At 52.8% G+C, this 26,327-nt stretch carries 18 protein-coding genes; 10 read left to right on the forward strand and 8 right to left on the reverse strand.

The features are described 5' to 3' along the window. Window positions 1–178: 178 nt before the first annotated feature. The 3 genes from AWR27_RS25300 to AWR27_RS14295 all read left to right on the forward strand — a co-directional run bounded on the left by AWR27_RS25300 (window position 179) and on the right by AWR27_RS14295 (window position 2,647). Window positions 179–412 (forward strand): TIGR04149 family rSAM-modified RiPP, encoded by a 234-nt coding sequence (locus AWR27_RS25300; protein ID WP_077131789.1) that lies wholly within the window; start codon window positions 179–181, stop codon window positions 410–412. Between the two features lie 115 nt (window positions 413–527). After that, window positions 528–1,853: a nucleotide disphospho-sugar-binding domain-containing protein gene (locus tag AWR27_RS14290; RefSeq protein ID WP_077131790.1), complete on the forward strand. Its 1,326-nt coding sequence runs from the start codon at window positions 528–530 to the stop codon at window positions 1,851–1,853. A 128-nt stretch (window positions 1,854–1,981) separates the two neighbouring features. After that, window positions 1,982–2,647: a response regulator gene (locus tag AWR27_RS14295; protein WP_077131791.1), complete on the forward strand. Its 666-nt coding sequence runs from the start codon at window positions 1,982–1,984 to the stop codon at window positions 2,645–2,647. 15 nt (window positions 2,648–2,662) lie between these two features. On the opposite strand, the gene AWR27_RS14300 is transcribed toward AWR27_RS14295, so the two are convergent. The 7 genes from AWR27_RS14300 to AWR27_RS14315 all read right to left on the reverse strand — a co-directional run bounded on the left by AWR27_RS14300 (window position 2,663) and on the right by AWR27_RS14315 (window position 10,454). After that, the gene (locus AWR27_RS14300) at window positions 2,663–3,961 is read right to left on the reverse strand and encodes a beta-barrel domain-containing protein (RefSeq protein ID WP_198045002.1); all 1,299 of its coding nucleotides are present in this window, start codon (window positions 3,959–3,961) and stop codon (window positions 2,663–2,665) included. Window positions 3,962–4,022: 61 nt separating this feature from the next. Continuing rightward, entirely contained in the window at window positions 4,023–6,320 is a 2,298-nt protein-coding gene (locus AWR27_RS14305; RefSeq protein WP_077131793.1) for a peptidase domain-containing ABC transporter, read from the reverse strand. Window positions 6,321–6,332: 12 nt separating this feature from the next. Continuing rightward, window positions 6,333–7,946, reverse strand: coding sequence for a vitamin K epoxide reductase family protein (locus AWR27_RS14310; protein ID WP_198045003.1), 1,614 nt, complete (start codon window positions 7,944–7,946; stop codon window positions 6,333–6,335). Between the two features lie 26 nt (window positions 7,947–7,972). Beyond that, the gene (locus AWR27_RS25530) at window positions 7,973–8,194 is read right to left on the reverse strand and encodes a hypothetical protein (RefSeq protein ID WP_198045004.1); all 222 of its coding nucleotides are present in this window, start codon (window positions 8,192–8,194) and stop codon (window positions 7,973–7,975) included. A gap of 63 nt (window positions 8,195–8,257) precedes the next feature. Continuing rightward, window positions 8,258–8,452, reverse strand: a complete 195-nt coding sequence (locus tag AWR27_RS25305; protein WP_157579215.1) for a hypothetical protein — start codon at window positions 8,450–8,452, stop codon at window positions 8,258–8,260. A 141-nt stretch (window positions 8,453–8,593) separates the two neighbouring features. After that, the gene (locus AWR27_RS25310; RefSeq protein WP_157579216.1) at window positions 8,594–8,782 is read right to left on the reverse strand and encodes a hypothetical protein; all 189 of its coding nucleotides are present in this window, start codon (window positions 8,780–8,782) and stop codon (window positions 8,594–8,596) included. A 490-nt stretch (window positions 8,783–9,272) separates the two neighbouring features. Beyond that, complete coding sequence (locus AWR27_RS14315) at window positions 9,273–10,454, reverse strand: hypothetical protein (RefSeq protein ID WP_077131795.1); 1,182 nt, start codon at window positions 10,452–10,454, stop codon at window positions 9,273–9,275. 269 nt (window positions 10,455–10,723) lie between these two features. Here AWR27_RS14315 and AWR27_RS14320 point away from each other — a divergent pair, with 269 nt between their 5' ends. The 7 genes from AWR27_RS14320 (at window position 10,724) to AWR27_RS14350 (ending at window position 22,946) form a co-directional block, all read left to right on the forward strand. Beyond that, window positions 10,724–12,031, forward strand: a complete 1,308-nt coding sequence (locus AWR27_RS14320; protein WP_077131796.1) for a hypothetical protein — start codon at window positions 10,724–10,726, stop codon at window positions 12,029–12,031. A gap of 41 nt (window positions 12,032–12,072) precedes the next feature. Continuing rightward, window positions 12,073–13,329 carry a trypsin-like serine peptidase gene (locus AWR27_RS14325; RefSeq protein WP_077131797.1) on the forward strand — a complete coding sequence of 419 codons (1,257 nt, stop codon included), beginning with the start codon at window positions 12,073–12,075 and terminating at the stop codon, window positions 13,327–13,329. Window positions 13,330–13,359: 30 nt separating this feature from the next. Beyond that, on the forward strand, window positions 13,360–15,234 hold the full coding sequence (locus tag AWR27_RS14330) for a trypsin-like serine peptidase (protein ID WP_077131798.1): 1,875 nt from the start codon (window positions 13,360–13,362) through the stop codon (window positions 15,232–15,234). Between the two features lie 25 nt (window positions 15,235–15,259). Continuing rightward, on the forward strand, window positions 15,260–18,415 hold the full coding sequence (locus AWR27_RS14335; protein ID WP_157579217.1) for an ATP-binding protein: 3,156 nt from the start codon (window positions 15,260–15,262) through the stop codon (window positions 18,413–18,415). A 14-nt stretch (window positions 18,416–18,429) separates the two neighbouring features. After that, window positions 18,430–19,395: a DNA/RNA non-specific endonuclease gene (locus AWR27_RS14340; protein ID WP_083732853.1), complete on the forward strand. Its 966-nt coding sequence runs from the start codon at window positions 18,430–18,432 to the stop codon at window positions 19,393–19,395. 103 nt (window positions 19,396–19,498) lie between these two features. Next, window positions 19,499–21,916: an endonuclease MutS2 gene (locus tag AWR27_RS14345; protein WP_077131800.1), complete on the forward strand. Its 2,418-nt coding sequence runs from the start codon at window positions 19,499–19,501 to the stop codon at window positions 21,914–21,916. 262 nt (window positions 21,917–22,178) lie between these two features. Further along, window positions 22,179–22,946 carry a hypothetical protein gene (locus AWR27_RS14350; RefSeq protein ID WP_077131801.1) on the forward strand — a complete coding sequence of 256 codons (768 nt, stop codon included), beginning with the start codon at window positions 22,179–22,181 and terminating at the stop codon, window positions 22,944–22,946. Between the two features lie 309 nt (window positions 22,947–23,255). On the opposite strand, the gene AWR27_RS14355 is transcribed toward AWR27_RS14350, so the two are convergent. Continuing rightward, window positions 23,256–26,165 carry an SdrD B-like domain-containing protein gene (locus AWR27_RS14355; RefSeq protein ID WP_198045005.1) on the reverse strand — a complete coding sequence of 970 codons (2,910 nt, stop codon included), beginning with the start codon at window positions 26,163–26,165 and terminating at the stop codon, window positions 23,256–23,258. Window positions 26,166–26,327: the final 162 nt, after the last annotated feature.

The raw sequence follows: 26,327 nt of genomic DNA on the forward strand, positions 1-26,327 counted from the left end.
GGTTTCTACTATAAAAATGACGTATAAATGAATGGTTTAGCTTATTGATGACGGGCTGCGACAGCTATACCTTTGATACAGGCAAAAGACCAAATTTCTTGTGCACGGAAAGCTGGCTTTTGCCTTTCTCCAAACGCCCCAACGGGTTTCATCAACAACCATAATCAATTCAAAAGTCATGAAAAAGAAACTTCAGGACCTTGCTGATGCACTGCTCTCGAAAGAACAGATTAGAACGGTCAAAGGCGGCACTACCTGGTACTGCAACTGTTATGGAACCTTTACAGGCTTCCCTTCGCAACCCGGGCCGCATCCGGGCTGTACGGTGCTCTGCGGACCTCCTCCGGGCAGTGGTGGTGGCGGGTCAGGCTGTAGCGATACGCTGCCGGGTTTGCCTCCCTGCAAACCTTGAGCCCCTGCAAGCCTTACGCTTGTGTATATGTATAACATAGTCTGGTACTGGCAGCGATTCACTAAGCCTGCCAGTACCATTTTAATTCATTGGCCCTATTAGCCCTTATCAACTGATGAAAACGGCTTTATTTTTGATGCTGCCTGCGCCCAGCCATTATACGCCCTGTTTTGGGCTGGCAAATGATCTGAAACAGCAGGGCTACAGGGTTGTGTTTGCCGGTACGCCTGCACTGGCAGCACTTGTTCAGGAAAGTGGATTCGCGTTCGCTAATTTTGAGTATATGACAGCGTATGAAACACTTACGTTGAAGGCTTTTGCAGGTACGCTGTTAAAATCGGCTGTCGACCGACGTTTCTGGCGCGGACGTTACCGGGAATTTCTTCAGGGCATTGCGGCTGCACGGCATTTGTATCTTACTGAACAGCCCGACATACTTTATCTGGATGAACACCTAAATCATTATTATCCTTATTTCGCTACGTATACTGACGCAGTTTATCTTATCAATACAAAATTATCGACGCGCCGAAACGCGCACATTCCTCCGCTCAATGCCGGCTATATAGCCCGCGCCGGTTGGTTGAGTTCATTGTACTCAAATTATCTCTGGACGCGTCAGCAAGTCATTAAGTGGGGTTATCATCTGATAAATACCGCAGCTTTCCTCGGGAGAACGGATACCTATTTCCATAATTGCTACATACAACGTTTAGCGAGTACCGTTCGAGCCAGCCGCCAATCGGCTATGTATAGCTACGATGCCCTGCCCGGCGTTAAAACGCTCATTCTGATGAGCGATGTCTTCGAATATCCCTGGATGCGGCACCTTCCCGATGAAGCCGTTTTGCACTATTGGAATCAGCCACTCCAGACGGCTGACGAACTAACGACGGCCCTTATTGCCTGGAAGCAACCCGATAAATCGTTGATTTACTGCAGTGTCGGCACATTGGCGGGTTCGAGTGCGCAGCGTTATATGCGTTTTATTCAGCAGGTTATTGACGCCTTTGGGGGGTCATCAGCCCATCAGGTCATTATTTCAACAGGCCGCTCCTTTTCTGAAGAATTTGTGAGTACATCAGCTATCCCTGCCAATATTCGTTTAGTCAGCCACGTCGACCAGCAAGCTTTGCTGCCTTACTGTGACCTGATGATTACACACGGCGGTTTAAATTCTGTGAAAGAGAGCATTGCTGCTGCTGTACCGATGCTGGGCATTGCCAATCCTGCCGACAAGCACAAAGACACGCCAGGCAACATAGCCCGCATTGTTTATCACCAAATTGGCCTTCGTTGCCATATCAACGACGATGCAGCCCTGATTCGCCTGCGGGCTGAGACCATTCTGACAGACCCAACATTTAAACTCAATGTTAATCGCATGAGAGAAGATATCAATAAACAAAGCGTATCAAAAATGATTAAAATTCTAACATAGGTGATACTAATACACTCATTCTCGATATGAGACATATCATAAGTCACTAATATATTTTTATTCATGTAAAACTTTTTCATAAGTAAATAGTATTATTGCAATAAATCCTACCTAAGATTCGCTGCGCTATGTTTACCCATCTTATTCCGCCTGGTGGTATCCTCATCGCCAAACAAGATATGTTATTGTGTGAAACATTGAAAGAATCATTACAAGCGCGTCGGCTTCATGTACGAGGTTGTATTACCGACGGTCGTGAAGCCCTTCGGCTTATTCAGCATCAGCATCCCAGTATTGCCATTTTGGGGGCAGAGATGCCCGGCATGAACGGTATCGACATTGTTCGGCACATCGAAGACCATCATATGCCGATAAAGTGCATTATTTACGCCAAAAGCAGACGCCCCGACTACTTAGCCGAAGCGTTAAAATTAAACGTGAAAGGCTACCTGTTCGTTAATTCGGGCTTTGCTGAGCTATTTTATTGTGTGCAGGAAGTGCTCGATGATCGTTCGTACATAACACCACTGGCACATCAGGTCGTTGACGAATTAATTGCCAAACTTCCGCCCAAGCCCACCGATACTACCGATTTGTCGCGGTTAACAACTCGTGAGCGGGAGATTCTTTGCCTGATCGCGCAGTGTTTTACGAATAACCAGATTGCAGATCGTATATGCCGGAGCGTTGCTACAGTAAACAACCACCGGCACAACATTATGAAGAAGCTAAACTTGCAGGGTCATCATCAGCTTTTGCCCTATGCCCTATCAGTTTATCAGGCACTGAGTTGATAAACACGACCCGGCTTAGTTGGCAGCCAGTCCGCGCAGATTATGAAAAGCCCGCTCCAGCAGCCGCATATCGTCGGTAATAATTTCGGCAGAGCCAGTCATTTCGGGTTTAAACCGTAGCGTTTTAGCATAACTGCTCACTAAACCATTCGGCAGGCTTACCTGTAATCGGTAAGTGCGCGGTGTGGTAGTAGGCGCAATTTTCATGACGCGCCCGCGTAAAACACCGTATTCCCGATACGGAAAGTCATTTAATTTGATCACTACCCACTGCCCAACGCGCACTTTCCCGGCTCCCTGAGCCGGAACTGTCACGAAGCCAACATAAGGTTGTCGACTGGCCGGTAACACGGCAAACAACGTGTCGGCTATGCGAACAGGCTGGTTTTTAACGAGCTGACTTAAATAAATCAATTTGCCATCGGTAGGGGCTGTCAACACGTAAGTATACTGCCAGACCTGAAGTGCGTTCTCGATGTCGCGGACGTGCAGTTCGATGTTATCGCGGTGTGAGCGCGTTTTTTGTAGCAGTTGATAGCTCATTTCTGACAATTGTCGGCGTTTGTCGGCCAGAATCAGCCGATTTTCAACAATCACCTTCCGGAAGGTTTCACGCTCTTTCTTCTTTTGCAGGAAGTTATTTTCCATGTCAAGAAACTCCAGCCGCGAATGCACTTTCTGACGGTAGAGCGATGCGTTTGTCTGGTACTTTTGCTCGGCGTTGCCGTACTCCTGTTCGGTAAGAACCAACTGTCGTTCGTTTAAGTCGATAAGTTGTTGATAATCTGTAATCTGCTGCTGCAACATGGCCGCCTGCTGACCGTGATAGGAATCCGTCAGCAACCGTTTGTGTTCGCGATAACTTTTTACAATGTGATTATAATCATCCTGAGCGTCGCCGAGGGCAATACCTTCGGGCAGCAAGGGTAACGTATAAGTCGGATCGGCAAGTAAACGTCGGGCGTCGGTAATAAACCGGTGTAGTTTGGGTATATTTTCGAGTCGGGTGGTGTTGTCGATTTCGGCCAGCAGCGTACCGCGTTTTACAAATGTGTTGTCGTCTACCAAAAGCGACGTTAGCCGTCCGTTAGCTCTGGCTAATAACTTTAGCGGAGGTTGTTCGGTAGTAATGAGCGCGTTACCCGGAATAACGTCGGGATATCGAATAAACCATGCCCCGGCCAGCAATAACAGCAATGCCCCAAACAGCACAGTTGTACCCCACCGCACAATCGACGCGGGCGGTTGCGACAATACTTCGCTTACCGCTTCCGATTGCCCGGCTGCGTCGTACAAGACCGGAGGTGCTTCCACAGGGGGACGAGCCTGGGCTTTCTTTCGGGAACGCGTTGAAACCGTTGTCATAACAAAGCCATCAATTACCTAATTCGAGTTGGTTCTTCACTAAGTTGAAATAGCCTGCCCGGCGGGCGGTGAGTTCGGCATGAGTGCCCACTTCAGCAATGCTGCCCTTCTCCATTACAATGATCTGATCGGCGTGTTTAACCGTGCTGAGCCGGTGCGCGACCACAATGACGGTTCGCCCCCGGAAAAACTCACTTAGGTTTTTCTGGATAATCCGCTCATTATTAGCATCGAGCGCATTGGTAGCTTCGTCCAGAAAGATGTACTGCGGGTCTTTATAAACAGCCCGCGCAATCAGAATCCGTTGCTTTTGGCCCTGACTCAGGCCGTTTCCTTCGGCACCTATTTTGGTACGCAAACCCAGCGGCAGCGTATCAATAAAGTCCTGTAAATTAGCAATCTGTAACGCGCGACCTACTTTGCTCAGGTCGGGGTGTTCATCGCCAACAGCAATGTTGCGCAGAATGGTGTCCGAGAAAATAAACCCATCCTGCATAACCACGCCACACTGACCGCGCCATAGCCGGTGGCTAACCTGACTTAGCCGTAGACCGGTATTGCCAACCGGTTGCGCATCGAGCGTATGCAGAGCCGACCGCCGACGCGGACGATTCACGTAATTCATCTGTTCGCCAACCAGAATATCGCCCGCAGCCGGATCATACGCTTTGAGCAACAGTTTGAGCAGGGTAGTTTTTCCACTGCCGCTCGACCCTACAATGGCCGTTACTTTTCCTGGCGGTATCAGCGCGTTAATGTGCTCAAGCACTGGCATTCCGCCCGTACCAGGGTAGCTATACGATAAGTCGCGGATCGTAATGCCTCGTCCGGCGGGCAGCGTCGTTGCCAGCGGTTTATCGGCAGGTTCTTCATCGGACAGTTCATGAATTTCGTTGAGCCGCTCTAAGCTAATCTGTGCTTCCTGCCACGACTTAATAAACTGAATCAGTTGCTCGATGGGACTGTTAAGTTGCCCAATAATGTATTGCACCGACAACATGCCACCCAACGTCAGGTTGCCTTCAATGACGGCCTGAGCTGCCAGAAACGTGATGAATATATTTTTACCTTCGTTGATGAAAAAAGCACCTGCCTGTTGATACTGACTCAAGGCCAGCGTTTTCATTTGCACCCGAAACTGCTTTACCTGAAGCTGCTCCCATTCCCAGCGTTTTGGCTTTTCGCAGTTGTGAAGCTTAATCTCCTGCATTCCCTGAATTAGCTGTACCAACGCCCCCTGACTCCGGGCCGACACGTCGAACATACGGTAATCAATCTTGCGTAGCCGCTTCATAAACAGCTTTACCCAAACCGCATACAACCCACTCCCAATTAAAAAAACAAAGAATATCGACGAATTATACACCGCCAGCAGAATACCAAATACGACCAGATTCAGCATTGAAAACAGCGTAGACAGGGTTTGGCCGGTCAGGAAATTTTCGATACGCTGATGGTCGCCAACGCGCTGCATAATGTCGCCCATCATTTTAACGTCGAAATACGACATGGGCAGTTTCATCAGCTTGATAAAAAAGTCGGACAACAGTTGCAGGTTGATCCGCGTGCTGACGTGGAGCAGAATCCAGCTTCGGATAAATTCGACCGTAGTTCGCCCGGCAAACAGAGCGAGTTGAGCAATCAGCACTAAATGTACGAAACCGATATTCTGCGTATTGATACCAACATCGACAATAGATTGAGTAAGGAACGGTAAAATAAGCTGCAACCCACTTCCTACCAGCATACCCAGCACCAACTGCACCAGCAGTTTACGATATCGCCATAGGTATCCGTATAACCGATTGAAGCCAACGGTTCCGCCTTTAGACTCGTCTTCGTCGTCGTCATGCAGAGCGGGTGTTGGCTCAATGAGCAGCGCAATCCCGGTTGATTTATCGGTGCGGTCGGTGCCAATCCAGCCATCGAGGAATTCCTCTTCCGTTAGTTTTAGCAATTCGCGGGCGGGGTCGGCCACGTAAACATAGCGAGTACCATCCGGCCAGTTAAACCGATTTTTCTCGGCCCGGTACACTACAACAAAGTGGTTGTGTTCCCAGTGTATAACACAGGGTAGCGTTGCTTTGTAAAATAGCTGGTCGAACGTAATCTTCACCGCCATAGTTCGAAAGCCAAGTGCTTCGGCGGTGTCGCTGATACCCAGAAGCGACACGCCTTCGCGGTTCATACCAACCTTCTCTCGCAATGATTGCAGGCTATACTGCCGACCGTAGTGCCGCGCAATCATACGCAGGCACGTTGGGCCGCAGTCCATTTGATCGTATTGCTGATAAAAGGGGAAAGCCATGAGTGTAGGCGTTTAGTCGGCTAAGGCATGCGTTGCTTCCTGTCGGCTGATGACATGCCGCAGATGCACCAGCAAATCATTGATGGTAAACAAATCGGGCAACAATCGTCCATTGATGAATACGGAGGGCGTGTATTCTACTTTCACGGCATCGCACCATACCATATGCTGATGATGAACGGTTGTGGCATCAATAGCCGGGTTGGCCGGGTAGCGGGCTTGCAGACGGGCGAAATCTTTGTGCGTGTACCAATCGTGAAGAGCCTCGGGCAGAATCGCCTGACCACTCAAACCAATCAAATGGCGGGCTACATAGTTTGTTTCCGACGATTCGTCGCGACTGTTACCGGCAAACCGCTCAATAACGCGCACGTCTTCAGGGTAAACGGCGAGTATCTTCTCTACAACGTTATGCGCATCGGCGCAGGGGCCACAAAACGGATTACTAACCACCGTAAGTGTGATGGGTGCGTCTCGATTGCCGGCAATCAGTTCGGCAGGCAATTCGTCAATGGCTACAACGGGCTGATTTTCTAATAAATTAACAAACAGTAATTCATTACGCTTGAAGCGGGCCAGCGCACTTTCGACCTGCCGAACTACCGGCGCATTCGTCAACAGGGGTTTTAAAAACACCCAGATCGCGCCAACCAGCGCAAAAGCAGCTATAATAGGCAGAATACTTTCTGCTGTCAGTTGGGTGGTCATAAATCCGCCAGTGGCCCCTATATGAAGGCCAAACGTAATCCAGAGCGTGGCCTGAACAATAAGGCAGAGTGTACACCACTTGCGCAAGACAAACGCCTGATAGCCAACCGAAAAAATCGTATATGGCAACGCGGCAGCCGTCAACCACAGCAAGGCATGTTGTGCTGCGAGGCCACCCCAGGCCAGTGCCAGTACGCTGCTGCCAAAATATACCAGACCAATATCGGCCATGCCAATCCAACCAAATAGTTTGCCCGCCGGTGAATTAACCACCTGATGACAGTCTGTTTTGGGTGAAAGGCCACAGAGTTTTTTCAAATACGTAAATGCCCCCTGATTGGCCTCTTCCGACCACAAGGCCACACACACCAACAGGCCCGCCATATTGGCAATCAGTAATGCCAGCCACGACCACGAAGGTGCCTGAAGCACTACCGCCAGCCCTAACACAGTCAGGCTCGCCAGTAAAAAAGGTTTACGATACGACGCTCTCACTTCAGCCTGTCGTTTGGCGGCATACTGGTATTCGCCCGAAGCTTCGTTTGCTTCGGTCAGCAAACCGATACCCTGCCATTGCTTTCTGAATACGGTTAGCGGCTCCTGCACTACCCCCCTGACCGGATGAAAATAGGATATCGTATCGTGCTGTACGCGTTCAACTACCACGTAATCAGTGTCGTCGCCCGTTCCTGTATGTGCCAGAAAAGGATAGCTCACCTCCATCAGATGATGATCCGACAACCGAACGGCCATTGTCTCAACGCCCCATTCACTCAGGGCATCGGTCAGGCTCGACAGGCTGGGAAGCGTAGGATGCGTTTCGAGCGTCCGGCGAATAGTTTGGCGCGTCACCGGTACGCGCAACCCCTGCAACAGGCGTTCGACCGTTGCGTAGAGCTGCAATTGAGTAGTTTCCATGTTGATGAAGAAGTAGAACGTGCGGCTTACGCATGTCGGCACACCCCGAATACATGTCCCGTGAGCGGGTAATTGTTGGCAGCTACACAACCGACCTGACACACGCTTTGAGAGACGTATCGGGCATTGTTGAGTGAGCATTTCCAATGGCGGGCGGTCATATCGCCCCCCCGAACCGTTGCCTGCTGTTCAACGGTCAATAGCTCCAGACTGCCTATGGCAAGCCCGGCAAATTTTTGCGCTTTCATACGACGATGGAGATTGAACCAGTTTCTCCCCACTATAAGCAGCGTAGGGAGAAACCGATCTGGTTAGCAGTACGTGCAGCGGGGCAATCCACCTGTGCAGTAAGTCTGATTTCCAACCTGATTACAGAGGCATGAGCATCCTCCGCCCCCCGGCGGTGGCCCTGGCGTACCACCGCCGGGCCGATACCCACCTTTCACATCGCTGATTTGCTCTTTCGACAGAAGCGCGTCGGCCAATTGCGTTAATTTCTTTTTCATTGATAAAGAAGTTTGTTGATGAAGAAGTTATGTACACACGTCAACAGACACGTATTCACCACTACGAAGAAAAAGTAGGCACTTCCTGATTTGTCAGATGTTGGCCAGCCAACATCCGACAAACCAAGCAACTGTCAGGCTTTAGTGAATGGTACACCACGAGCAAGGTGGTAGTCCGCCGGAGCATGATACCATGTTACCAACGCGCATACAACCGCACGAACATCCACCACCGGTGCCACCGCCGTAGCCCCAGTTTCCGCCTTTCACTGCCTTTGCCTCTTCCCGCGAGAGAAGTGCATCGGCCAATTGGGCCAACTTTTTCTTCATTGTTTTAGAAAAGTGTTTGTGATGAAATGTAATAATATACTCAGCATCAGGTCATTCGTCCGTCTGCTTTGTATATACCAAAGGTAGAGAGTATCTAAAAAGGCTACAATGAGCGTGGTCGTTCAATTTTAGGATGGATGCATAGTAGGTATCTACTACTTTTCTGAGTGGCTCTACCCAGTTCCTCAAAAACTACCGCAACGCCAGCGGATAAATACGCTGATCGCCCGACCAGATGAGTCGCTCTTATTCCCGGCCAAAGCGAGGGTACGCGAACGTTAACTAAATGACCCCAGGCCATCGACATTAGACCCGGTTTTCAGTGTCAGTTTACGCACATTACCGAGCGTTTTGATTCTCGGCGATTGGTACTGCTTTTTACGAGGTATTGGCTGTATGGTACTAACTGGCTTTTTGGCTTCCATTGTGGGCATTGGACAAACTGATTTGTGAACAATTGTATTTAAAAACCTCAGCGCATTCCCGGCTGCTATCGAATTACCACTTTAAGAGTAACTACCTGATTGGCAACTTTCGAGCCAAGCAAATAAATACCCGGCGATAACCTTGACTGAGGAATGATTACGCTGTTGGTTATCGACTCTGGACGAATCTCACATGGAATAGTAACGCCTGTGGTTGTTTTTAGGGTTAAGGTTTGCGGATCGACATTCCGACAGGCTACCCGAATAGCCTCGCCCTCAGCAACGGGATTTCCAAGCAAGACTACAGAAGGCGCAGCTTCATCAAACCGAACAGCGATGATGGCGGAAGTAGTAGCCAATGTGGTTCCACCTTTGTCCATCTGCCTTAACCGATAATAATTTACTCCCCTTGATGGCGCATTATCGAGAAAGGTATACGCTTTTAGCTGATCGGAGTTGTAGGCGGCATCTACGCGGCCAATCGATACAAATTCTTTGGCATCCTGACTACGCTGCACCTCAAAGAAGTCGCTGTTGCGCTCCCAGGCCGTTTGCCAGCGTAACGCAACCGCACTACCAACCGCTTTACCGTCAAACAAGGCAAATGCAACCGGTAAAGATTGACTCCACGACAGGTCTTCAATGGTTATTGTTTGTGGACCGGGATTGGCAATGGTTTGCGCCGATACGTTGCAATATTGAATCGTGATTTCGGTGACGACCCCCGTGAATGAAACAACATTGCCGGGATCAGCCGATGCACCCGGCGCGTCGCCCGTTCCGGTAATTACATTGCCGGAAATAGACGAGTAGTTCCCCGCCGTTCCAGATGCGCTGATAGCGGGCGTTACGGTAGCTGCACCATTTTTGGCTGCTACTGTAACCTGATCTACAAAGTTATAAAGTGATCCGCTCGCCTGTCCTCTGTCAATATTGAGCAGCCGGAACGTTAACCCCTGTACGCCAGTACCAAAGCTTATGGTTGTCGTCAGGCAGTTGCTATTAGTGGTGAAATTGGAGCCTACCTGTAACCCACGGGCAAACGCCTGGGGCGAATTCGCCTGCAACTCCGACGTTGCTCCGCTAATGGCTACTGTGACACTTCGGGCGGGCGTTCCTATGCTTGTGTATGTCTTGGTCAAGGCTCCGGTTGTCCAGCCGCCTTGTGTCGACTGAAAGTCAAGGTCCGGTTGGCTCTGTACGCTAAAACTCAGGAGCATCAGCCAGCCAATAAGCAGGTGTTTCATAAAAGTGGGATAATGAACAGAATGGCTTCATTTACTTATTTGTTAGCAAAGGTATTAGAAGCATTAGTAGTATTATATTATTTTTCTATTTCTTTTTTAAGAAGTAAAATATTAAAATATATTTATATGTATCCTTGTCAATTTTATTTGCAGAGCATATCATCGCTACAAGAACAATTAACCACTCACTAAAAGCTATGTAGCAGCAGCCGTGGCAATGCCGTATCTTACGTACCTATCCCGTTAGTCACCCTTAACCTTTCCCAACTATGCCCGGTCAACCCCTGCCTCCTCGCATTGATCGTCAGGCAGTTGTACTAATTCATGGTATTGGCGAACAACGGCCTATGGACACGCTCCGCGAGTTTGCGCAATCTGTTGTGCCAGCCATTCCAAACAGCAGCACCCCGCTATTCTACAGTAAGCCCGACCAGTTGTCCGATAATTTTGAACTTCGGAGGCTGACCACCAACGAACAGCAGGCTTCGTTCAAAACCGACTATTACGAATTTTATTGGGCCAATTTGATGGAAGGCACCAAAGTAGCCGATGTCTGGAGTTGGATTCGCAGTCTGTTTATTCGCAGGCCGGGCCGCATTCCAAAACGGCTCCGGTGGCTTTATTACGCATTCTGGGGTACGCTCGCGGCTCTGTTCGCGCTTGTTGGCCTAACGTTAAGTTGGGTCGTTGCCGCCTGGAACGGTTTGGCCGACACGGGTTGGGTGCGCATCGTGGCGGGCTTTGTTGCCAGCGGTTTACTGGCGTATGTCAATAACCTGCTGACAGAATACCTCGGCGATGCGGTGCGGTACATGACACCCCGCCCACCAAACATAAACCAACGGCAAAAAATCAGGCAGGCCGGAATGCAACTGCTCCGTCGGCTGCACGAAACGGATGCCACTGGTACTAATCGCTACGACCGAATCGTGGTTGTAGGCCATAGTTTAGGCTCTGTTATTGCCTACGACCTGCTGAATCTGTTTTGGTGCGAACGCTCCGGCAAGTTGCCCCTTCTGCCCGTCGATGCGCTGAACACCGCCGAACAAAAAGCTATCGACCTCAGTGAGAAGCGTATCAGTCAGGAGCAGTATCGACAGGCGCAGTTCGATTTGTGGGCAGCGCAGGCAACTCTGCCCGGTTCGTGGCGCATCTCTGATCTGATTACGGTGGGCAGTCCGCTTGCCTTCGCCGATCTGTATCTGGCCGATGGCGTCTGGTCGTTGAAAAACAAAGCCGATCAGCGCGAATTTCCAACCTGCCCGCCAGTTATGGAAAAAAATAAGGATGGCGATGCGTTCTTTTCGTTTCCAACCAAACGCACCGATGCCCCCCGAACGCTGCATCATGCGGCTCTATTTGCCTTAACCCGCTGGACTAACCTGTACTTTTCCAGCGATTTTATTGGTGGACCGATTGAAGGCTTCGGGCCGGGCGTTGAGAACCATTCGCTGAAACCCCAAAGCACTAAGCTTCCCTTCAACTCGCATGTCACGTACTGGAAAATCAGCGAACCAGAAAGTTTGTCGCTGCTGCGAAAACGGCTCGAATTGCGGTTTCCCAAAAAGCACGAATAAACGACTCATACCGAACAGGCTGTCTTTCCCTCCGCCCAATCATGAATACACCGCCGAACACCCTTCCCGAAAACACCCCGGATAACCCACTGGCGCATTATCGCCGACTGCTCAAAGCCCGCGAACACCGGAAGGTTGATACGGAATCGCTCGAAAGTCTGGAGTCGACCGAACCTGATCTCTCCGACACAGCCATTCACGACCGGCTCAGCCAAACTGCTGTCGACTGGCAACAGATTGTGCGCCAGCACCTTGGCGATGCGTCTGAACTCCACCAGATTGCTCAAAAAATCGTTACGGATGCCGACGAGGCCCTGCGTGTGGTACGCGACGACGATCAGGAGGCTCTCCGCCGAAAACCCGACATCCTGCAAACGCTCGAAGCCATTGTTCGTACCGACGGCTCGCGGCCTACCTTTATGGTTCGCAATGGCCGCGTCGATAAATCGACCAGCCCACTCGGCGACTGGTCTGACTCGCTCGATGCCAGTGCCGATTTGCTTCAGGATGCCATTGCCTGCGTGGGCCGCATCAACGACCCGCAGGCTACGCAGGGTTTTCAGGGAACCGGCTTCTTAGTGGCCAACAACCTGATCGTAACCAACCGGCACGTGCTGCAAGTCATTGCCCGCAAACAGGCCGACCGAAGCTGGCAACTGCGGCCCGGCGTCAACATCGACTTCGGCCACGAATTTCGGGCACGCGATTCGGTCAACCGGCGGACATTCCGGCGGGTGGTCTTCGCCGGAGCGCAGTTCATTGACGGAGCCGCCATCGACCATAACAAATTAGATTTAGTGTTGATAGAACTGGAGCCAGCCGCGCCCGGCCAACTGCCGCGCCGAACGTTGGCGGTTGACGTCAGCACCGACTGGCCCCAGCCCGAACTCGGCGTGTACACCATTGGCTACCCGGCCACCCCACCCAACGCCCTCGCCACGGCCAGTTTGCTGGAACAACTGTTTCAGTCGACGTTTGGCTGCAAGCGGCTGGCACCGGGGCGGCTGATGACCTCGGAGTTTACGGCTCCTGCCCTGGCGGCCCACGATGCCACCACGCTGGGAGGCAACTCCGGCTCGGCAATCGTGGTGATTGGGCGCGAGTTGTCGGCGGCAGGGCTGCACTACGGCGGTCGGTCGAGAGAACCGCGTGAGAACTGGTCGCACGTGCTGGGGCGGGTGCTCGATGAGAGCGAAGGGCCAATGATTCCGGCAGGCCAGACACCCCGCACACTGCGCGAACGCCTGACCGATTTTGGCGTTGAATTTCGCGACCGGGCCACCAGCCCAGCCGTGTAGTATGTTGGTTTCCTCTAACTCTGCTCTGTTATGCCACCCATTGCTGTAATTCTGGCGGCTCTGCGTACACCCCGAACGGCCTTTGCTGAGCTGTTTCAGCAGGCGCAGGTTAGCTTCCCCGCTGCCAATCGGGTTTCGTTTGAGGTTGTTGCCGCTTCGCCCGACGATTCGACAGCTTTTACCAACGCGCTCGAATTTGCCAAAAGCAACGGCTTTCTGTCTGATCTGGTAGACGAGTTGATAGATGGACGCCTGGCCGATGGGAGTTTGGCGGAGGCCGTAACCCAGGCCCGTAATGACCCCGGCGGCACTGAGCTTCAGGCCATTGTCAATGAAGTGCGCGGATTTATCCAGCCCGATATTCTGTTTCGGGGTCTGTTCGATGGAATGCGCTGGACGGGTAAAATTCAGATTGATGGCAACACCAAAGGAACGGGCGTATTGATTGGCCCGCATCTGATATTAACGGCCTGGCACGTAGTCCGGCCTTTGTTCAGGCGTCATCAGCCAAACGGCCCCTGGCAACCTCAGCCAGATGCTGCCAGCCGATTACAGGTTGAGTTCGATGACTATCTGCGCTTTACGCGATTCAGCCGGGCACCGCAAAACGTAACGCCCACTCGTGTTCCGGCGCATAAAGACTGGTGCTTCACCTTCAGCAGTTGTACCGACGATGAACTGGACGATGGCTTTCCCGAAGACCGTAATCAACTCGACAACTTTCTGGACTATGCCATTCTGAAACTGAAGGGCGTTCCGGGCAAAGAACGTCGCTATGCCAGCCTTGATGCCAATGCTGTAGTACCCAGCAACGACGATACCTGTTTACTGTTTCAGTACCCAGCCGCTCAATCGCTCCGGCTCGACGTTGGCCCGGTTGGTAGCCTGCAACCTCCCCTACAGGCACGGTTTCTGCACCATGTCAACTCGCTGCCGTCATCGTCGGGCGGACCCTGTTTCGACCGGAGTTTCCTGCTGTTTGGGCTGCATCAGGGCCGGTATTCTGTTCAAAACGGGCAGAAACAAACCAATCGGGGTATTCCACTGCTGAAAATCCTTCGGCACATCAACGAAAACAATACCAACGGCCTGCCCCAGCCCGACCCTGCCGACGATCCGCTCTGGGAAATCGATCAGGCCAGCCAACGCGTTCCGGTGCTTAACTGCGATGCCTTTCAATCGATTGCCTGGCAATTGGCGGTTATTGGTGGCCCCAAAATTCTGGTCATAAAAGGGCCGGGGGGCATCCGGGGAATTGGCAAAACGTTTCGGGCAAATCTGGTGCTGGCTATGCTGCCCAACGGCGGACACCTGAAAATCGTACTTCATGCCGAAGCCATCGCCAAAATGAACGTCGAACAAGTGGTAGCTGTCATCTGCACGTCGGCGGGCGCACCCCTACCCGACCTGTCTAAACCCACCGACGCCCACTCGACCCAAACCGTATGGCTCCGCGATAAGGTTGTTCCGGCGGTTATGGCGGCACTGAATCAGGTGCGCGATGGCAAATTGGTCTGGTTATGCCTGCTGGAGCTAAACACGTTTAAAATAGAAGTCGACCAAACCTCCGAGTTTCTGTTTATGCTCTACGAACAAACGCTGGCCTTCGACTGGCTCCGGGTAGTGCTGGATGGTATGCGGGGCGATTTACCCGACTCGCTCCGGCTGCTGGTGAAAGACTATTCAGTGCCCGTTGACTTGCCATCCGACGAACCAATCAAAGCATATCTCCGGCGATTGGCGGCTAACACTCCTCAAGGCGATTTACAAGACATTGATGCGGTAGCTTTTGTGCTTTACGACAATTATGAGATGAAAAAAGCCGACGAGCTGGAAAAAGCGATGCCCTTTCTGGCAAGCATGACGAAGCGTCTGACAGAAAAAATCAGAGGCCAACGGGTATAAACGGTTGGCAAAACTGCCCATTGACATGAAAGAATTAGATAAACTGGCGAGTTGGTTATCTGATCAGATAAAACAGCAGGAAAATGAATCAGCAACGTCTATGATGTTGTCGATTGAGCCTGATTCTCAGGTCTCCAACCTGCTGTGGCAGGCCGAGGTGCAGGCCGCGCTATCGGGGCGATTTGCGCCGGAGGGGCTGCTGATGTCGTTTACCAGTACCATCGAACGTCAGCAAACGCTCAGCCAGTTGGTCGATAACTGCATTGTGGAAACCGTTGACGGACGTGTACAATGGCTGCTCACGCAGAACCGGCGTCTCGCTGTATTACAGCGTCTGAAAAACTCCGGCCAATTAGAATCGTCGCTCGGCCAACCGCTGCCGCCAACCGATAAATTCGGCCACATGCTCCGCAAACTGCTTCGGCAGGGGCAGGCGTTGTCGCTCGACAATTGCTCATCAGACGACCTGATGGCAATCAGTGCTGCTACTGAAGCGATAGCCCCACTGGGCCTATCCTTACCAGACACTCACGAGTTGCGCCGACAGTTGAATAAAAACACCCTACTGTCGAACTACGACTCACTCCTGACCAACCTGTTTGTTGGCCGACAGGCCGAATTGAGTGCGCTGGCTATTTTCGTAAAAGAGGGCAGTTCGCTGAGTCGGTATCTGTTCTGGGATGGCATGATTCTGACCGGTTCGGGCGGGGCGGGCAAATCGACTCTGCTGGCGAAGTTTGCCCAAACGGTTGTCAGTGAGCAGAATGCCACCATCGTGCTACTCGATTTCGACCGGCCCGGCATTGACCCCGCCGACCTGAACTGGCTTGAAATCGACATTACCCGGCAGGTTGGCATACAGTACCCCGAACTCTACGAACAGCTTCGGCAGGCGCGGGCCGCAACACGCCAGCAGCGAACCCAATCCGTAGCCTACGGCGTACCCGATGAGTCGCCTGAGTCGATGATTAAGGCCCGAAGTTTCCGCTCGATTATTGACGAGACAGGCACGCTGCTGCGGGAAATCGGTGCCGACCAGCGGCCCTTTTTGCTGATACTCGATACGTATGAAGAAGTGGTTCAGCGCGACATGACCGGCTCTGTGTTTGAGTGGCTGGCCGAACTGGGCGACGCGCTGCGATTGCCGGCACTGCGGGTTATCTTTTCGGGGCGGCTGTTCGACACGCAGTTGGAGAGTATCATGCAGCGAGGGATCATTAGTCAGTTGCGGGTCGATGAGTTGGACAAACAACAGGCCGAACACCTGCTTCGGCAGTTGGGCGTTACCGATTCGATGGCGAAACGGCTAACCCGGTCGGGCCTGTTTCCGCTCCGGCCTCTCGAACTCCGGTTGCTGGCAAAAGTAGCAACGCGTGAATCAGACACGTCGATCAACGAACTCGAGCAGGAACTGCGCCGGGGTGGCCCAGCCTCACAGGATATGTTTGCGGGCCTTGTGTATCAGCGGGTTCTCCAGCGTATCAAAGACCCGGCCATCAGCGCACTGGCGTATCCGGGGCTGGTGCTGCGCTACGTTACCGCCGATCTGATTCGGCAGGTGCTGGTTCCGGCCCTCAACCTGCCCGAACTGACCATCAGCGCGGCTGCTGCCACACTCGATAAATTAGCCGCCTACGAATGGTTGGTCGAACGGCGGATTACGGGAAATGTGCAGGCCGTCTGGCACCGACGCGACCTGCGCCGGTCGATGCTGCGGCTCATGATGACCAACGAAGAAGCCAGAGCCAGATGCGTGAGCGAGGAAGCCGTTCGGGTGCTTGGCAAAGGCACCGAAGAGCAACGCTGCGAAGCCATTTATCATCAGCTTTTGTGGATGAACAGCCCGGAAATGGGTAATCAGTTCGATCTGGCCGATCTGAAACGAGCGCATCAGTATATTGGCAACGACATCGGCGATTTGCCCAAACCGGCTGCGGTATTGCTTCGGTTTGCGGCTCAGGGGCGCGTGCAGGCAACCGAGGTGAGCAACCTGCCAAGCGTGTATCTGGCGAAAGCCTACTACCGCACCGGGCGCAGGCTGATGCGCAGCCGCGAGTTTGGCAAAGCCCTCGAACTGCTCCGGCGGGGCCAACAGGAGGGCATTGCCTTCTCCAGCGCACCCCAAACCGACCGCTGGGAAATTGAAACGCTCTTTGCCACTGCCTGCTGGGATGAACTGCTGACGGTGCTCCGGCAAATGCCTGCTCCATCGGCCAATAGTTCATTGCCCGACTTTGTGCAGTGGCTCTATCCAATGGCCCTTATTTCGCCTGATAGCGAGCCTGCCCAATCAGTTGTGAAGCAGTTGAGCCAGGCAACGAAGGCCGATAAACTACCCCTCGGCAAACTCATCGACCCCGATGTTAACAAACTGCTGACAAGTTTATCGACGGGTTTGGTGCGCTGGCACGCAGTCACGTCGCTGAGTGCTGCCAATCGGCGCGCGCTGGCTTCCATCGTCAGAACGGCTCGTAAGCAGGCGTTCAAATCGGCCCGTTTGCAGCGAAAACTTACGCTCCTGAGTTTTCTAAGCCAGCAATCCATCATCAAAACGTTTAGTCTGGCCCCGTCTACGCTCCGGCTAAATCTGAACTGGATGAACGATTTGCTCCAGACAGCCCGAGCGGCCAGTCTGAAGCCTGAAGCACTGGCCGTGGTCGAAGAAGCCCGCGACGTACTGAGTACACTTCCAACCGGACGCCAGCGGACAGTCAGGGGCGTGTTGCGCACGATGGATGCCCTCTATAAAGACCGCCCACAGTGGGAACAGGTGCAGTTTCCGTTTTCGCATTTCCCCTCACTCGAATCGCTGATTCACCTGTTTCGGGGGCCAGACTCCGAATTCCGCGACCCGGCGCGGTTTGCCTTGCTCGATGCCTACACTACCCCCGCCGACCACCGGCAGCTTGCGACGCTGATTAGCACCACAACAGGCATGGACCTGGACGACCTCACTCCCGATGCGTTTGCCAACGCCCTGACCGCCGACGCCGAACACGCGCTGGAAAGCTACATTGAACTCGTAGATCGCACCTGGCAGTTGGGCAACCTGCTCGAACAGGCCCACGCCGAACGCCCCGACGCAGCCAAACTGCGTTCTGTACTGGACGCGTACCGGCGTTGGAACAACGCCGTGACCGCCTTAATCGCTTCGCATTTTCAGTCTATCCAGTCAATCTAAACCCTTTCACACGTATGATTACCACCGAATTCACGAAAGCAGACTTAACCAGAACGGCCACCCTCGAAGGCATGTTTCGCCTGAACAGCACCGCCAACGGGCTAACAGGCGACGGTCTGGAAGCTCCCGGCAGCGAACCAACCACGCCTGCCGAACAATTTGAGGGTCGTAATGGCTACGATGCCTCGTTTTTGCCCGGCTGGGAAATCGACCTGCCCTTAGCCACCGGAGCAGCCGCACAGGACATGCGCCAACTGCGCGACGGCAGCGGCAGTGTTGAGCTGACCTACCAGAACTTCTCCGTTGTGATGTCGGCATCGCGCCGGTTGTCTATGATTACGGCGGTCAACATCAACGGGCAGGAATCGCGCCGGATGAGCCGCATCGACAAGTGGAGTTTCGATGGGCGGTTGGACAAGACCGATCAGTGGGGCGACGAACTTTACTTCCGCAACGACCTCGACCGGGGCCACATGGTTCGGCGCGAAGACCCTATCTGGGGTACGTTTGAGGAAGCCCGCACGGCCAACGTCGATACGTTTCATTTCACCAATAGCTGCCCACAGATGGCAGGCGTCAACCAGCGGACATGGCTGGGGTTGGAAGATCACATCCTGAAACACGCCCGCGCCGATGGCATGCTGGTAACGGTGTTTACAGGGCCGTTTTTCAGCGACCACGACCTGCCCTACCGGGGCGCATTAGTGCCGCTGGCATTCTGGAAAGTAGTTGCCATTGTTACGGAAGATGGCCGCCCGTCGGCCACGGCCTACAAAGTCAGTCAGGCGCGGGAACTGGAAGAACTGGAGTTTGTATTTGCTGGCTACAAAACGTTCCAGATTAGCATTCAGCAAGTGATGGATGCTACTAATCTCGATTTCAGCGCGTTATTACCCTTCGATGGCTTTACGGCCCACGAACGGGCCACGGGCGAACCGCTCGTTGAATTGATTGACCGACTCGAAAATATCCGGATTTAACTGTGTAGCGGGGGCGGCTCAGAACCCACCGCCCCCGCTATGTGTTGTGTCTGTGCGAACGGCGGCAACCGTTAACTGCCTGCTGTTGACTGTTCACTGATCAATGCTTTACCCCAAGACATTAGACTATAAATTAGGGTTCGATACCATTCGGGAGCGGCTGAAAGACGCCTGCATCAGTCCGCTGGGGCAGGATTATGTCGACAAAATCCGCTTCACCGACAACCTGCAACTCATTGACAAACTGCTCCGCCAAACCGACGAGTTTCGGCAAATTGTGCAGTTTGAACCCGACTTTCCGAGCAGCAACTACATCGATGTGCGGCCCCACCTCAGCCGCGCCCGCGTAGAAGGGTTGGCCCTGACCGAAGCCGAATTCTTCGACCTTAAATTAGCCCTGCGCACCGTTCAGGGATGTTTGGCGTTTCTGAGCAAACGCGAACAAGACAACGGCTTCCCGTTTCTGCGCGAACTGGCTGGCCCGGTGGCCGTCAACAAAGCCCTGACCGACGCCCTCGAACGCGTAATCGACGACCGGGGTCTGGTGCGCGACTCGGCCTCGCCCGAACTCGCCAGCATTCGTCGGCGAATCATTGCCGAACAGGCCAACCTGCGAAAACGACTCGACAGCATTCTGCGGCAGGCCCGGCAAAACGGCTGGATTCCCGACGACCTTAGTCTGACCGTGCGTGGGGGGCGACTTGTGATTCCAATTGCCGCCGAACACAAACGCAAAATCAAGGGCTTCGTACACGATGAGTCGCAGACGGGGCAGACGGTATTTCTGGAACCCGCCGAAGTATTCGATGCCAACAACGAAATCCGCGAACTCGAATACGAAGAACGGCGCGAAATCTATCGAATTCTGATGGCTCTGACCGATCAGATTCGCCCGCACCTCGAAGACCTTCGCAGAGCCGTTAATTTCCTGGCACAGATCGACTTTATCCGGGCCAAAGCCAAATTAGCCATACAGTTGGACGCAAGTTTGCCCAAACTCATTGACCGACCGTTTGTGAACTGGACCAACGCCCGGCATCCGCTGTTGCATCTGTCCTTTCAGAAACAGGGCAAGAGTGTGGTGCCGCTGAGCGTTCGGCTCGATGAAAAAGCACGCATTCTGATTATCTCCGGCCCCAACGCAGGCGGTAAGTCGGTGGCTCTGAAAACCATCGGATTAGTGCAGTATATGCTGCAATGCGGCCTGCTGGTGCCAATGGCCGACTTTTCGGAGATGGGCGTGTTTGAGAATCTGTTTATCGACATCGGTGATGAGCAATCGCTTGAGAACGACCTGAGTACATACTCATCGCACCTCACGGCCATGAAACAGTTTGTAATCGGAGCCAACAAACGAACGCTGTTTCTGATCGATGAATTTGGCACCGGCACCGAACCGGGTCTCGGCGGAGCCATTGCCGAATCGATTCTGGAAGACCTCAACAAATCGGGCGCGTATGGCGTCATCAACACCCACTACACCAACCTGAAAGTCTTTGCCGACAAAACGCCGGGCCTGATCAATGGGGCCATGCGCTTCGACGGCGAACACCTCGAACCGCTGTATCAGTTGGAGATTGGACGCCCCGGCTCGTCGTTTGCGTTCGAGATTGCCCAGAAAATCGGTTTGCCGAAAGGCATCATCGAGCGGGCCAAAGATAAACTCGGTAATCAGCAGGTGAGCTTCGAGAAGTTACTGAAAGAGTTAGACATCGAGAAGCGCGTTTTTTCGGAGAAGAACCTCGAAATCAGCATTAATCAGCGCAAAGCAGCACAACAATTGGCCGAATACACGGCCCTGAAAACGCGGTTGGATAACGAGCAGAGGCAGTTGCTCAACGACGCTAAACAGAAGGCCAAAGCACTGGTGCAGGAAGCTAATCAGCGCATCGAAAACACGATTCGCGAGATCAAGGAAAATAAAGCCGAGCGCGACACCACAAAGCAGGTTCGGCAGGAACTGGAGCGGTTTGAACAGAAAGAACTAAAACCCGATATTATCATTGTCGACACGCCCAAAACCGACGACGACGAGTTCGAAAGCGATAACGGCGTTATCTCGGTAGGCAGTTACGTCAGAATTCAGGGGCAAAACGCCATTGGTGAGGTGATGGCCCTGCGCGGCAAAGACGCCGAAGTACGCATCGGCGATCTGAAATCGAACATAAAACTGAACCGGCTCGAAAAGGTTAGTAAGAAGACCTTTAAGCAGGCTACCGAAACTCGCGACGACCGCCCCCGCAGTCGGGGGGTAGACATGAACGAGAAGATGCAGAATTTCAGCTTCAACCTCGACATTCGGGGCAAGCGGGGCGAAGAAGCCCTCGGCGAAGTAGACCGTTTCTTCGACGACGCCCTCATGCTCGGCTACCCTGAGTTACGCATTGTGCATGGCAAAGGCGACGGTATTCTCAGGACGCTGGTGCGCAATCACCTGCGTGGCTACAAGCAGGTAGCTCGTATGGAAGACGAACACGCCGACCGGGGTGGAGCGGGGGTGACGATTGTAAAAATGAAATAAAGAGTTTTAAACGCAGAGTTTGAAGAGTCTTTCGCAGAGAACACGGAGAAACTCAGCGAACTCTGCGAAAAACTCTACAACCTCTGCGTTTGAGCATGAATGCAGTTATTTTTAATATGATGTGATTCAGGATTTTACGGAGATGACCATTTCGCGGGCTGGTCGGTTGGTTAAGGAATTTTAACGAATTTCGATACGGTAAATACTGTAGTTTTGTTCATTCGTTTCAAACAGCCGGGGGCTGTCTGGGTCTGTTACACGTATGCGACATCTTCTAATCATAGCACTCTTTCTCAGCACAATAGCCTTACCCAGCCGGGTACGGGCGCAGGGGAAGTATGTAATTGGCAGTGTAATTGACCAGACTACCGGTAAGGGCGTCGACAAAGCAACCGTAATTAACCAGCGAACGCGGCAACGTGCCCGTACCAATGCCAGCGGTAAGTTTTTCCTAACGGTACAGCAGGGCGATTCGCTCATTTTAAGCAGCCAGCTTTATAACCGCGTTGGCATAGTATATGACGGCTCTGAAAACCCGCAACTGATTGCGAAGGCACTGCCGCCCCTGCCCTACCGCGTGATTGATCTGGCCGAAGTGACCGTGACGGGCAAACGCTATGAAGAAGTGAAGCGCGAGATTCAGCAGATTCTCGATGAGCCGGTAGCGTCGAAAAAAGTAACGGGCGAACAGGCATTTGACCGCGTGGCCGACGGAGCAGGCATCACGCTCCTCTACGAGATGTTCGGCAAACGGCCCAAATCTGACCGCAAGGCGTATTACATCATGCAGCAGGATCGGCGGCACGCGCTGGCCCTGGAGCGATTCCGGCTACTGACCGAGCAGGCTACTGACTTAAAAGCCGACGAAATCTATCGCTTTTTCGATTACTGCGGTTTAGACGACGATTTTTTGCTCAAAGCCGAAGACTACGACCTTATCAACACTATTCAGCAGCTTCGCAACCGGTATCGCTACGGTTTCAACCGCCCCACCGGCATCCAGCCCGATCCCGAGCAGGGAAAACAATAACCATCTGTTCAGCAGCATGTTGCTTATTTTTTCGGCAACGGCTTCGTCCGAACAACCGTCATGTACTATTCATTTTCTGGCATCACCCACGCGCATTATCCCGCCCCATGTCACTTTGGCGGTGATACACCGTGGCCGCGTAGAGCAAGCCGCCCAGCCCACAACGTTGGCTTTGTTAGTAACGAACAAAAAAGCGGTGCCTGCATCGCTGGCACCGCTTTCCGATAATCCTCATTCGATCTATTCGCTGACTCGCTTCTGCTACTCTTTCCGTAGCTGGCGAGCCGTTTGTTCTCTTGCTCGTAAGCCCTATTTAACCTTACGGATCTGTACAGGCAAACAAACAGGTGGTGGGCATCCGCATACGGTTGGCGGTACTACCACAACCACGTCGCGAACACAGCCCGTAACCGGATCGATCAGGCGAACCGTGTACATTTGCGCCTGACTGGGTGCTGGCAGTGTGCTTATCAGGATTCCGTTAGCCGGTACGCCCATTGCTGGAGCTAAAGCATTGGCAGCCGTGAAACCGTCACCTGGGCTGATCTGATACTGATAAGCCGTTAGCGACTGACTGACCACGTCGGTCAACACGATTCTGGCATTAGCCTGAGGTACTGTGTTAACACAGGTGGCTGCCACAGTCATTGCCGAAAAGGGTCGCACCTCATTTTCTTCAAGGATAAACGGACAGCAGGACCCGTCTGCACATTGCCCATCGGCCTGCCCAATGCTCACGCTATACGAACCAGGCTGATTGACAGCCAGCGTATGGCTGGTTGCATTGGTAATAAGCACGCCATCTTTATACCATTGATAACTGCTGCGACCGGCTTCAACCATAAGCCCATACAAGTAATCCGTTCCTTTGCAGACCTGATGAGGTACTGTAGTACAAACGCGCACTTCCTTTCCACCCAGCGTGGCTGCGTTGTAGCGAACCCCAGCCTGATGAACAGTAGCTGTTAAGACTAAAGTAGCCGACGAGTTAGCCGGGAGTGTCGGAATTGTCCAAATACCCACTGTTGGCGAACCAGAACTCACAGAACCCGGTACAAAAGAACCTGTAGACGGCGAGTTGCTGACGTAGGTTAACCCTTCGTCCATCCGGTCGTTGACGATGACATTAGCCGCCGGAACACTCGCCGTATTACTAACGACCACCGTATAACTGATCAGATCACCTACTTTAGCCAATGATTTGTTCACCATCTTGGCAATAGAAAGCGAAGGCTGGGCACACGAGACCGGCGCGGTATAGTTGGCCGTAGCTGGATTGCCACAACCGGGTAGCATGGCCGTGATGGTACGGTTGGCTCCGTCTGAGGTTAACCCGTTAAAGACGGCTGTGTATCTAAACACACTCAATCCAGCAGCTACGTTGGTGGTCAACGATTGAACACCATTGCTGACCGTGAGTACCCCAGCGGTCGTGTTGTTGAGCGTGACTACTGCCGTTACCGAATAGGTGTTGGTGGCTTCGGCACAAGGCCCAACCGTGACCATCGGCGGATTGACCGCACAGATGGGGGCGCAGGAGACTGGCGCGGTGTAGTTGGCCGAGGCTGGATTACCGCAACCGGGCAGCGTAGCCGTGATAGTGCGGTTGGCTCCGTCCGAAGTCAGTCCGTTGAAGACAGCCGTGTAGGTGAACATACCGATTCCAGCAGCTACGTTGGTAGTCAGCGACTGGGGGCCGTTGCTAACCGTGAGTACCCCGGCACTGGTGTTGTTGAGCGTTACCACCGCCGTCACCGAGTAGGTGTTGGTCGCTTCAGCGCAGGGACCAACCGTAATCACGGGTGTGCTAACCGAGCAGATAGGGGCTATCGTACACGAGACCGGCGCGGTATAGTTGGCCGAGGCTGGATTGCCGCAACCGGGCAGCGTAGCCGTGATGGTGCGGTTGGCTCCGTCCGAAGTCAGCCCGTTGAAGACAGCCGTGTAAGTGAACGTACCCAGCCCGGCAGCTACGTTGGTCGTCAGCGATTGAACACCGTTGCTGACGGTGAGTACACCAGCGGTCGTGTTGTTGAGCGTGACTACGGCTGTTACCGAATAGGTATTGGTCGCTTCAGCGCAAGGCCCAACCGTAATCACGGGTGGATTCACCGCACACACTGCATTGACTGTAATCAGTGCCACATCCTCATCGTCTTCGTCTGTGTTCGCGTTACCATCGCCGGGTGTGCCTGTACCATTACCATCAATAGCGTTGTCAGAGTCCGTATTTTCCTTGCCACCTGCATCATTAGTCGGGTTAGTATCGGGCGTTGAATCCTTATCGGATCCACCAGTCGAGCTACTAATTTCGGCTTTATTTACAATGCTGCCTGCGAAGTCGCTGTTCACTGTAAAAATGATATTACGCGTGGTTGAGCCGCTCGCACTCAGGCTGGCGATAGGTGTATTAAGCGTTGCGGTATTGCCGCTGGCAGTCCAGTTTGGATCATTCAGCGTAAGACCCGCCGGAATGTAATCAGTAATCTGAACGTTGGATGCCGTTACATTACCCTGGTTAAATACAGTTATCGTAAACGTAACACTGCTACCGGGCGTCACCGAGGCAGCCTGTCCATTAGCCAGCGTCTTACGCAGAGCCAGATCGAACTGCTGTGGCGAGAAACCAAAATCGTAACTATGGTTCGTGGCACCGGGTCCGCCCGTTGTCAGATAAATACCAGGCTGACCATTGATCAGGAATGCATCGTTATTAGCCAGCGTCGTTCCAGAATTAGGACTACCTATGGTTTCTCCAGGAGTTGGCGAAACGACCGAGAGACTCAGGCCCGAAGCTGCGGCACTAGCACCCAACGAAGTCACTTTTACGCAGTAGTTTGTATTATACGCCAAGGGTAAACCGTACCGGGCGTTAAGCGTCGATGTGCCGGTAGCCGACGAAAAATAGTAGGTTCCGTTCGCGTCTGTGGTAGCCGAAGCGATAACATTGCCTGTGCAGTTTTCCTGTATAGTAACAGTAGCACCCGCTAATGGAGGTTCGCCAGCATCCTGTATGCCGTTGCCGTTGGTATCTCGCCAAACGCGGTTACCGATCTCAACGGGTGCTTCAACCGCCGTTAACTCAAGGTCACCCAATCCATTAGCTTTGCCAAATGTTCCGATATCACCGTCCCTATAGAGTTCAAAGGGGTCTGATCTAACGCTATTTATGATCGAGTATTTAGCAGTACCACCCGTCCAGACTTCAAGAGGGTCCATAACGGTTGACATTACCCGACCATCGCCCTTAAGTACGGCCAAAGCTCCCATTGTAACCTCATTATGCGCCCAGAACCAATCACCCATAAAGAATTCACCTCCGCCGGGTCCCTGATTATTACCGACGCCACTATACCCTGGATAGAATAAGGGGCCTGCATA

It is taken from the genome of Spirosoma montaniterrae (assembly GCF_001988955.1).
Classification (GTDB): domain Bacteria; phylum Bacteroidota; class Bacteroidia; order Cytophagales; family Spirosomataceae; genus Spirosoma; species Spirosoma montaniterrae.